Source organism: Peterkaempfera griseoplana, from assembly GCF_001418575.1.
Classification (GTDB): Bacteria; Actinomycetota; Actinomycetes; order Streptomycetales; family Streptomycetaceae; genus Peterkaempfera; species Peterkaempfera griseoplana.
Genome location: NZ_LIQR01000408.1, coordinates 624 through 9,914, shown reverse-complemented (window position 1 = coordinate 9,914; position 9,291 = coordinate 624). Strand labels below are relative to the sequence as shown.

9 protein-coding genes and 1 riboswitch are annotated in these 9,291 nt (G+C 73.5%); of the genes, 1 reads left to right on the top strand and 8 read right to left on the bottom strand.

The features are described 5' to 3' along the window. Positions 1–43: 43 nt before the first annotated feature. The 4 genes from AOK09_RS27745 to AOK09_RS27730 form a co-directional block, all read right to left on the bottom strand. Complete coding sequence (locus AOK09_RS27745; RefSeq protein ID WP_055589985.1) at positions 44–472, bottom strand: FtsB family cell division protein; 429 nt, start codon at positions 470–472, stop codon at positions 44–46. An 85-nt stretch (positions 473–557) separates the two neighbouring features. Continuing rightward, positions 558–1,844, bottom strand: a complete 1,287-nt coding sequence (gene eno / locus AOK09_RS27740) for a phosphopyruvate hydratase (protein WP_055589984.1) — start codon at positions 1,842–1,844, stop codon at positions 558–560. Positions 1,845–2,040: 196 nt separating this feature from the next. Continuing rightward, positions 2,041–2,934 carry a transglycosylase family protein gene (locus tag AOK09_RS43515; RefSeq protein WP_055589983.1) on the bottom strand — a complete coding sequence of 298 codons (894 nt, stop codon included), beginning with the start codon at positions 2,932–2,934 and terminating at the stop codon, positions 2,041–2,043. Positions 2,935–2,937: 3 nt separating this feature from the next. Continuing rightward, a riboswitch (cyclic di-AMP (ydaO/yuaA leader) is annotated at positions 2,938–3,098 on the bottom strand. 185 nt (positions 3,099–3,283) lie between these two features. Further along, positions 3,284–4,567, bottom strand: a complete 1,284-nt coding sequence (locus AOK09_RS27730) for a cytochrome P450 family protein (protein WP_055589982.1) — start codon at positions 4,565–4,567, stop codon at positions 3,284–3,286. A 148-nt stretch (positions 4,568–4,715) separates the two neighbouring features. Here AOK09_RS27730 and AOK09_RS27725 point away from each other — a divergent pair, with 148 nt between their 5' ends. Continuing rightward, a complete protein-coding gene (locus tag AOK09_RS27725) occupies positions 4,716–5,516 on the top strand; it encodes an SDR family NAD(P)-dependent oxidoreductase (protein WP_055589981.1) in 801 nt (266 codons plus the stop codon). Positions 5,517–5,610: 94 nt separating this feature from the next. On the opposite strand, the gene AOK09_RS27720 is transcribed toward AOK09_RS27725, so the two are convergent. The 4 genes from AOK09_RS27720 to AOK09_RS27705 form a co-directional block, all read right to left on the bottom strand. Then, positions 5,611–6,666 carry a MazG family protein gene (locus tag AOK09_RS27720; protein ID WP_245687507.1) on the bottom strand — a complete coding sequence of 352 codons (1,056 nt, stop codon included), beginning with the start codon at positions 6,664–6,666 and terminating at the stop codon, positions 5,611–5,613. 64 nt (positions 6,667–6,730) lie between these two features. Next, positions 6,731–7,003 (bottom strand): DUF6479 family protein, encoded by a 273-nt coding sequence (locus AOK09_RS27715; RefSeq protein ID WP_157876059.1) that lies wholly within the window; start codon positions 7,001–7,003, stop codon positions 6,731–6,733. 79 nt (positions 7,004–7,082) lie between these two features. After that, positions 7,083–7,742: a SurA N-terminal domain-containing protein gene (locus AOK09_RS27710; RefSeq protein ID WP_055589979.1), complete on the bottom strand. Its 660-nt coding sequence runs from the start codon at positions 7,740–7,742 to the stop codon at positions 7,083–7,085. A 241-nt stretch (positions 7,743–7,983) separates the two neighbouring features. After that, positions 7,984–9,291, bottom strand: a 1,308-nt coding sequence (locus AOK09_RS27705; protein ID WP_217698499.1) for a protein kinase domain-containing protein, incomplete at its 5' end; no start/stop codon positions are given.

The window sequence follows — 9,291 nt, the reverse complement described above, 5'->3', positions numbered from 1 at the left end:
GTGTTCGGCAGATGTCATGTGGGGTGCTGTCTCGTGGGGGAGGTCAGGGGCGTGGGGCTGCGCGCACGGCGCGGTCGGCGGCGTCCACGGAGTCCCAGACGCTGGCGTACCAGGGCTGCCGGGCACCGCCGCGGGTGGGGGCCGAGGCATCGGAGGAGCGCTGCCCGGAGGCCGGGTCCACCGACACGTACGGCGTCTCCCCCGGCATCGCGTAGTGCAGCCGCTCACGGGCCTGGGTGCGCACATAGGCCGGATCCTGCCAGCGGGCCTTCTCCCGCCGGAGCTCCTCGACCCGGGCGCGGGCCTGCTCCGCGGCGGCACGCTGGGCGGCGATGTCGGCGCGCTGGGCGATGAACTGCCGTGTGGGGTAGGCCAGCGCCGCGATCAGCGAGCAGAGCACCAGTGCCAGCACCGCTGCCCGGCCGGTGAAGCGCGGCCGGGACCCAGCTGCGGACGCCGTCCGGATCGCCATCTGCTCCGTCCCCTCGTCGGTCGTGCGGGTGCCCCGCTGCCCAACCCTAGGGGGTGGGCAGCGGGGCACCCGGAAAAACCGCGACTCAGCCCTCGTACTTGTAGCGCGGGAAGGCACCCCGGCCGGCGTACTGGGCGGCGTCGTCGAGGATCTCCTCGATGCGCAGCAGCTGGTTGTACTTGGCGACGCGCTCGGAGCGGGCCGGGGCGCCGGTCTTGATCTGGCCGCAGTTGGTGGCGACGGCCAGGTCCGCGATGGTGACGTCCTCGGTCTCGCCGGAGCGGTGGGACATCATGCAGCGGTAGCCGTTGCGCTGGGCCAGCTCGACCGCGTCCAGGGTCTCGGTGAGCGAGCCGATCTGGTTGACCTTCACCAGCAGCGCGTTGGCGGTGCCGGACTCGATACCGCGGGCCAGGCGCTCCGGGTTGGTGACGAAGAGGTCGTCACCGACCAGCTGGACCTTGTCGCCGAGCTTCTGGGTGATGGTCTTCCAGCCGTCCCAGTCCTCCTCGTTCAGCGGGTCCTCGATGGAGACCAGCGGGTACGCGGCGACCAGCTCGGCGTAGTAGTCGGTCAGCTCGGCGGCGGACAGCGGCTTGCCCTCGAACTGGTAGGCGCCGTCCTTGTAGAACTCGGAGGCGGCGACGTCCAGGGCGAGCGCGATGTCCTTGCCCGGGGTGTAGCCGGCCTTCTTGATGGCCTCGACGATGAGGTCCAGGGCCTCGCGGTTGCTGTCGAGGTTGGGCGCGAAGCCGCCCTCGTCGCCCAGGCCGGTGGAGAGGCCGCGCTCCTTCAGGACGCCCTTGAGGGTGTGGTAGACCTCGACGCCCCAGCGGACGGCCTCGGAGAAGGACTCCGCGCCGATGGGGGCGATCATGAACTCCTGGATGTCCACGTTGGAGTCGGCGTGCGAGCCGCCGTTCAGGATGTTCATCATCGGGACCGGCAGCACATGGGCGTTGGGGCCGCCGACGTAACGGAAGAGCGGGAGGTCGGACGCCTCGGAGGCGGCGTGGGCCACGGCGAGCGAGACACCGAGGATGGCGTTGGCGCCGAGCGAGGACTTGTCCGGGGTGGCATCCAGGTCCAGCATGGCCTGGTCGATCAGCCGCTGCTCGGTGGCGTCGTAGCCGACCAGCTCCGGGCCGATCTGCTCGATGACGGCGAGGACGGCCTTCTCCACGCCCTTGCCGCCGTAGCGGGACTTGTCTCCGTCGCGCAGCTCCAGCGCCTCGAAGGCACCGGTGGAGGCGCCGGAGGGCACCGCCGCACGACCCGTGCTGCCGTCGTCGAGGCCCACCTCGACCTCGACCGTGGGGTTGCCTCGCGAGTCGAGGATCTCCCGGGCTACGACGACATCGATGGACGGCACGAGGCATCTCCTTAGGGCGGATATGGATGCGTTACGTCCAGAGCCTAACCGCACCGGCGCCCGGGGCCATCGCTGCCCGGGCCCTGTCTCGCCGACCGAACACCCCTACCCGCCGGTAGTTCATCCGTCCGTTCCCGGGCGGCCGGATACGGCTGCGACCGGACCGGGGCCTCCCGGTCCGGTCCTCGCGGTGCGGTCAGCCCAAGTTGAGGACCTGTCCGGGCAGGATCAGGTCGGGGTCGCCGCCCACCGTGGAGCGGTTCTCCTGGTACAGGTGCTGCCAGCCGCCGTGCACCTGGTGGGTCTCGGCGATCTGCGAGAGGTTGTCGCCCTGCCGGACCGTGTAGTCGCCGTGGTCCGAGCCGTGCGCGGCGGACCCGGCGGGCGTCCGGTCGCCGGCCGCGGTGGCCGTCGCCGTGGAGTCGGTGTGCGGGTGGGCGATGTGCTGCTGGTAGACGTCGCGGTGGCTGGTCCAGTGCCAGGAGCCGCCCTCCTGGTACCAGTAGACCCCGTCCTGGGCGTCCCAGCCGTCCTTGCCGTCGAAGCTGGGTCCCTTCTCCGTCTGGGTGGCGCCGGCGGCGGCCGGTGCCGAGGTGTCGGAGGAGGTGTCCAGCGAACCCCGGTCGCTGTCCCGCGAGGCCTTGCCCTGGGAGTCGCCGTCGGTGGTGGTGACGGTGCTGCCGGTGTCCACCACCGCTGCGGCGCCGCCCGCCGACAGACCGGCCGTCACCGAGCAGACCGGCCAGGCGCCGGCGCCCTGGGCGTCCAGCACCTTCTCGGCTATGGAGATCTGCTGGCCCTTGGTCGCCAGGTCGGCGCGGTCGGCGTACGCGGTGCCGCCGTACGCGGCCCAGGTGGACTCGCTGAACTGCAGGCCGCCGTAGAAGCCGTTGCCGGTGTTGATGGCCCAGTCGCCGCCGCTCTCGCACTGGGCGACCTTGTCCCAGGTGGAGACGGAGGCCGCGGAGGCGCCGCCCGCGGTCAGCAGCGGCAGTGCGATGCCTGCGCCGGTCACCCCGGCCGCGGTGACGAACTTCTTGGTCTGGCTGGGGCGGGGGCGGCGGTGGCGGCCATTGCCGGAAAGCACCATGAAGGGGTCCCTCTCCGACGCCTGCGAGGTGAGCTGTCGGGTTCGGGCCGGGAGGCTGGCCCGGCCGTCCGGGCGGACGGCTTCACCCCGAGCCGCGCACCGGGTGTGCGCGGCGACTTACCTGGTTCCCCCGCTCCTGTCCGCAAAGTCGGTCGACGGTGACCCGGCGCAGCGGTGGACAGGACTCGGCGTCCCGCGCGTCGGGATCCGCAAGAGCGGACGCCCGGAGCGTAGTCAGATCATCAGACCCATAACAACCCGGCATCACAAACATCACACAAAGGCAGACCCGCTGTTGCCGCGTGCCTACGCGCGGTCGCCGTCGACCGCCCGGAAGAGCCAGAACTGATCAGACGTCAGGCAGTTCCGGTCGGGTGCCCAGCTCCGGAGTGAACCCCACCGGGAGGGTGCGCAGACCGCGCATGATCAGACCGCCCCGCCAGCGGAGATCCCCCGGGTCGGCGGCGAGGTGGAGGTCGGGGAGCCGGGTGAGCAGCGAGGCCAGCGCCGACTGCGCCTCCAGCCGGGCCAGCGGGGCGCCCACGCAGTAGTGGATCCCGTGGCCGAAACCCAGATGGGGATTGTCCCGGCGGGCGAGGTCCAGGGTGTCGGGGCCGTCGAAGCGGTCCGGGTCGCGGTCGGCCGCGGCCAGCACCACCAGCACCGGGTCGCCCACCGGAATCTCGACCCCGCCGATCTCCAGCCCCGTGGTGGCGAACCGCCAGGTGGCCAGCTCCACCGGGCCGTCGTAGCGCAGCAGTTCCTCCACCGCGGTGGCCAGCAGCGAGGTGTCGCCGCGCCGTACGGAATCCTGCAGCAGCGCCCGCTGGTCCGGGTTGCGCAGCAGGGCGTAGGTGCCGTTGCCGATCAGGTTGACCGTGGTCTCGAACCCGGCGAAGAGCAGGATGAAGGCCATCGCGGCGGCCTCGTTCTCGGTGAGGTGCTCCCCGTGGTCGCTCGCCCGGATCAGGCCGGAGATCAGGTCCTCCCCGGGCAGCGGCTGCGCGGTCAGTTCGGAGCGCTTGCGGTGGATCAGCTCCGCCAGGTAGCTGCGCATCCGCTTCACCGCGCGGGCCACACCGCCGCGCGGTCCGCCGCCGTGCCGGATCATCATGCCCGCCCAGTCGCGGAAGTCGTCCTGGTCCTCGGGCGGTACGCCCAGCAGATCGCAGATGGCGTAGATGGGCAGCGGAAAGGCGAACTCATGGATCAGATCCGCGCTGCCCCGCTCCGCGAAGGAGTCGATCAGCCGGTCGGTGAGCTGCTGCACCCTCGGCGCGAACTCGGCGACCCGGCGCGGGGTGAAGGCCTTGGAGACCAGCCGGCGCAGCCGGGTGTGGTCGGGCGGGTCGATGTTCAGCAGGTGCGTCATCAGGTCGGCGCTGCGCTCGCCCGGGATGCCGACCCGCCCGGAGCGGTGCGCCTGCTCGCTGTGGTGCACCGGGTTCTTGGACAGCCGGGAGTCCGCCAGCGCCTGGCGGGCGTCCCCGTAGCGGGTCACAAGCCAGGCCTCCACACCGCTGGGCAGCGTGGTGCGGTGCACCGGGGCGTGCTCCCGCAGCCAGGCGTACGCCGGATAGGGATCGGCGGCGAACTCGAAGGTGAACAGGGCGGGGGCGTGCGGTACCGGCATCCCCCGAACCTAACCCCTGGCCCGCCGGCGTGAGTCTGATCACCTGCCGGACATGCCCTGTCGCAGTGGGTCGTGCTGAGTTTACGATCCCGGGCAGTGCCGTTCAGCGGCCGCTCAGGGCGGAGAAGGCCGCGGGGAGGAGCAGTCCATGCAGGTACGAGGTGCGGTGGTGGTCGTCACCGGCGCAGCCGGCGGCATCGGCGCAGCGCTGGCCCGCCGCTTCGCGGCGGAGGGCGCGGCCGGGCTGCTGCTGGCCGACCTCGACGCCGCCGCGGTGGAGGACCTGGCGGGCGAGCTGGACCGGGGCGGCTGCCGGGCGGTCGGCGTCGGCAGCGACGTCTCCCAGGAGAGCGACGTACGGACGCTGGTCGACACCGCGGAGAAGCACCTCGGCCCGATCGACCTCTTCTGCAGCAACGCCGGTGTGGGCACCGCCCAGGGCGTCGAGGCACCCGACGCGCTCTGGCAGACCTGCTGGGACGTCAATGTGATGTCACAGGTGTACGCGGCGCGGGCGGTCGTCCCCGGGATGCTCTCGCGCGGACGCGGCTGGCTGCTGAACACCGCCTCGGCCGCCGGACTGCTCACCATGCCGGGAGACGCCCCGTACAGCGTCACCAAGCACGCCTCGGTGGCCTTCGCCGAGTGGCTGGCCGTGACCTACGGCGGGCGCGGCGTCGGGGTCAGTGTGCTCTGCCCGCAGGGGGTGCGGACCCGGCTCATCGAGGACCCGGGCGTGGAGGCGGTGCTCGGCGCCTTCGGGCCCATCCTGGAGCCCGCCGAGGTGGCGGAGGCGGTGGTCACGGGGCTGGCCGAGGAGCGGTTCCTGATCCTGCCGCACCCGGAGGTCGCCCGTTACGAGCAGCGCCGGGCCGGTGACCGCGACGCCTGGCTGGCCGGGATGCGCGACGCGGTGGAGAGCCTGGACCGCCCGCGGTCCGCCTCCTGACCGACCTGACCTCCTGACCGACTTACTGACCGGCTTCCTGACCGGCCTCACGGCCGGCTGACCTTCCGGCCGGCTGCCGCCGGCGCGGCCCGGGTCAGCCGGCCCGCTCGGCGGAGCGGACGGCGTCCCGGTAGCGGCGCGCCGCCGCCCGCAGCGCGGCTTCCGGGTCGATGCCCCGGTCCTGCGCCAGCGCGGCGAGGCCCAGCAGGGTGTCGCCCACCGTGGTGTCGTCGGTGCCTCCGGGGAGCGGCTCCGCAGGGGTCCCGGCCGACACCTCCAGCCCCGCCTTGCGTGCCCTGGAGACCAGCTTGGCCGCCAGGGCGAGGGCCGGCTGGGCCAGCGGCACGCCGTCGACGGCCGACTCCCGCTGCTTCTCGGCGGCCTTGAGCTCCTCCCAGTTGGCCTCGACCTGGGCCGGGGTGTCCGCGTCCACGCTGCCGAAGACATGCGGATGCCGGTACATCAGCTTCTCCACCAGTCCGGCGGCGACATCGTCGACGGAGAAGGGCTCCTCGCTGTCCTCCTCGGCGATCCGGGAGTGGAAGACCACCTGGAGCAGTACGTCGCCCAGTTCCTCGCGCAGCGACTCCCGGTCCCCCTCCTCGATGGCCTCCACCAGTTCGAAGGCCTCCTCGACCAGGTACTTCACCAGCGTGCCATGGGTCTGCTGGGCGTCCCAGGGACAGCCGCCGGGAGAGCGCAGCCGGTCCATCACGGCCACCAGGTCCAGCAGCCGGGCCCCGGGCAGGTCGTACGAGCCCGGAAGCAGCTCGATCTCCGGAACCGGGTCGAGGCCGCCCTCGACGGCCAGCCGGGCCAGAGCGTCGGTGAGGCCGGGGTCGCCGTCGGAGCCGCCGATCCAGAGCACGGTGCGACCGGGGACGGCGGCGGCCTCGGCGAGGCTGCGGGCCAGGGCCGGCACGGTCTCCGCGCAGTGCTCGCCGACCGTCACGCCGGCCTGCCGTACGGCGGGCAGCTGAGGGTGGTCCGGATCCCCCACCAGGACCAGGTCGGCGCTGCGCAGGGTCTCCCAGGCAGGCCAGGAGAGCAGGCCGGGGGCGACCCGGTGGGTGGTGGTCAGCAGGACGAGGCGGCCGGCCGGCGCGGGCTCGGGCCGGGGCTGCTGCGGGTGCTCACTGATCGATGCCACGGCACGAACCTACCGCCCGCCGATGCCGGGGCACCGGCGGGTGGCCGGGGGTCTGCGCCCCGGGTCAGTGCGCCGGGCCGCGCGGCTGTCGCCTGTGGTGCCCGCCGGTGTGCTCCTCGGGGCGCGGTTCGAGGTGCTGCTCCTGCTGCCGCTGTTCCCGGGTGCCCCAGGACTCGCTGCCCGGGCCGTGCGACACCGGCGGCGGCGGCTCGTCCTGCTTGCGCCGGTAGCCGACGATGAAGGCCGCGACCAGCGCCACCACGAGCAGGACACCGATCACGACGACCGCAACCACGGCGGGCGTCACATCGCTGACCACTACTGCTTCCACTGGCATCCGCATGGCCTGCGCCTACCCGTGCCGCAGCCGTGCACACCGGACGCCACACGCCCGGCGTACACGGCGGAACCGCCGGTCAGGAGGCCTTGGTGCTCCCGCTGCGCAGCCAGTTGTCGGCGTCGTCGGAGAAGGTGACCTTCTGCGGGTCCCAGGTGCCGTAGCGGGGGTTGATCTGCACCTTGAGGTCCTTGGCGGCGTCGGCCAGGGTCTTGCGGAGCGCCTCGCTGCCCTGCTGGGTGTTGGGGTCCACTCCGGAGAGGGCCGCGAGCTTCTGCATCCCCAGCACCCGCCGGTAGAAGTCGTCGGTCGCGGAGGGGGCGACGCCCTTCTGCTCCAGCAGGGCGCGCTCCAGCGCCGTCTCGCCGCCCAGCTGGCGGGCGTCGGAGGCGTGCGCCTGCTGGACCTCCTCGTCGCTGACCGACAGCTGGTGCTGGACCAGGGCGTGCGAGACCAGGTCGGAGAGGATCATGTCGCGCACCGTGTTGCGGACCAGTCCGCCGTTCTCCGCCTGGGGCTTGCCCTGGCTCTCGTCGGCGACCGCGTCACGGAAGGCGGTCACCCGCGCCTGCACGGCGGAGGTGGTGATCCGGTGGTCACCGACGACGGCGGCGGCACCGGGGTGCGCGGTGGCTCCGCAGGCCGTGAGCGCGGCTGCGGCGAGCACCGCCCCGGCGACGGCTGCGGCCCGCCTGCGGACGGGCGCCGCGGTGCGGTCGGGGACGGAGTTGCGGATCACTGAGCCTCCCGGCGGTGGCGTGCTGTGTGTCCCGTGCAATGTCCTGTGCTGTGTGTGCTGCCGGGAGGCAGGATAGGGACGACCCGGGCGTCATGGCCATGCCTTCGACTGATCACGGCCGGGCGACCACCCGAAAAGCCCTCATTCCGCCCTGCCCGGCGGGCAGCGGGCGCCCCCCTCTCCCGCCGGACGCCCTCTCCGCCGGGCGCCCCCGCCCACCGTGCCGCTGCGCCGGGCAGCCTCACCAGCCGGACGGCTGCGTCCCGGAGGCGTAGGGGTTGCCGGGCAGCGGGCCTCGCGGCGGGGCCGCCCAGGAGCCGCTTCGCGGGTCGGGCGGCGCGCCGGTGCCGCCGGGATGCGGCCCCCCGCGCTGCAGCCACTCCAGCTCCGTCCGCAGCTGCGCGGCCTCACGGTGGTGCGGGCCGTAGCGGCGCTCCTTGTCGGCCAGCAGCGCCAGCAGCACCTCCTGGGCGCCCCGGAGGTCACCGTCGGCCGCTAGCAGTTTGCCGATCCGCTCCCGCAGGTCGAAGACCCGGTCCCAGTCGCCTCCGCCGGGCTGCCGCAGTGCGGCCTCGAAGAGCGGCAGCAGGGAGCGGTACTCCGCCAGCGCGGCGGCCGTCTCGCCCAGCTTCTCCAGGCAGAGAGCGGCCTCCCGCCGGCTCTCCAGCGCCTCCGGGTCCGCCGGTCCCCGCTCGGCCGCGGCCGAGCGGGCCAGCGACTGCCACTCGGGCAGCGCGGTCCGGTACCGGCGCTCCACCAGCAGGGTGCGGGCGTAGACCCGGCGGAGGGTGTGCACCATCGGGGCCTGGTCGCCGTGCTGTTCACGGGCGTCGGGCAGCACCTGGGCCACCAGGTCGACGACCTCGCTGAGCCGCCCGGCGTCCAGCAGTTCCGGCACCCGGCGGCAGGCCTCGGCCAGGTCCGGCGGCGCCGGGCGGGCGGTCGCGGTCCTGGGCGCGGGTCCGGGTACGGCGGCGGACGCGGCCGGGGGCGCGGCTGCGGGCGGGGTGCGGGCCGGGAGCACGGGCTGCGGCGCCAGCGGATGACGGTACGGCCTGGCCGGGTCCGGCAGCGCCCCGTACGGGCGCAGCGCGGCGGCGGCGTCCGGCTCGGCGGGCGGCAGCAGCGGCAGCAGCCGCCGGTAGACCTCCTGGACGTCGGCGGGACGGTCCCTGGGCTGCTTGGCCAGCAGCGCCAGCACCAGGTCCTCCAGCTCGGCCGGGACGTCAGGGCGCAGCGCCCGCAGCGGAACCGGCGGTTCGTCGGCGTGCCGCTGCATCACACCCAGCGCGGTGGGGGCGCGGAACGGCGGCTCGCCCGCGACCATCTCATGCAGCAGACAGCCCAGCGCATAGAGGTCGCTCCGGGGGTCCACGGTGGTGGACAGGGCCTGCTCCGGGGCCATGTACGGGGGGCTGCCCACCACCCCGCCGGTGCGGGTGATGCGGGTCGCCCCGGTCTCCAGGACGGCGGCGATGCCGAGGTCCAGCACCACCACCCGGCCGTCGTCACGGACCATCACATTGCTGGGCTTGAGGTCGCGGTGGAC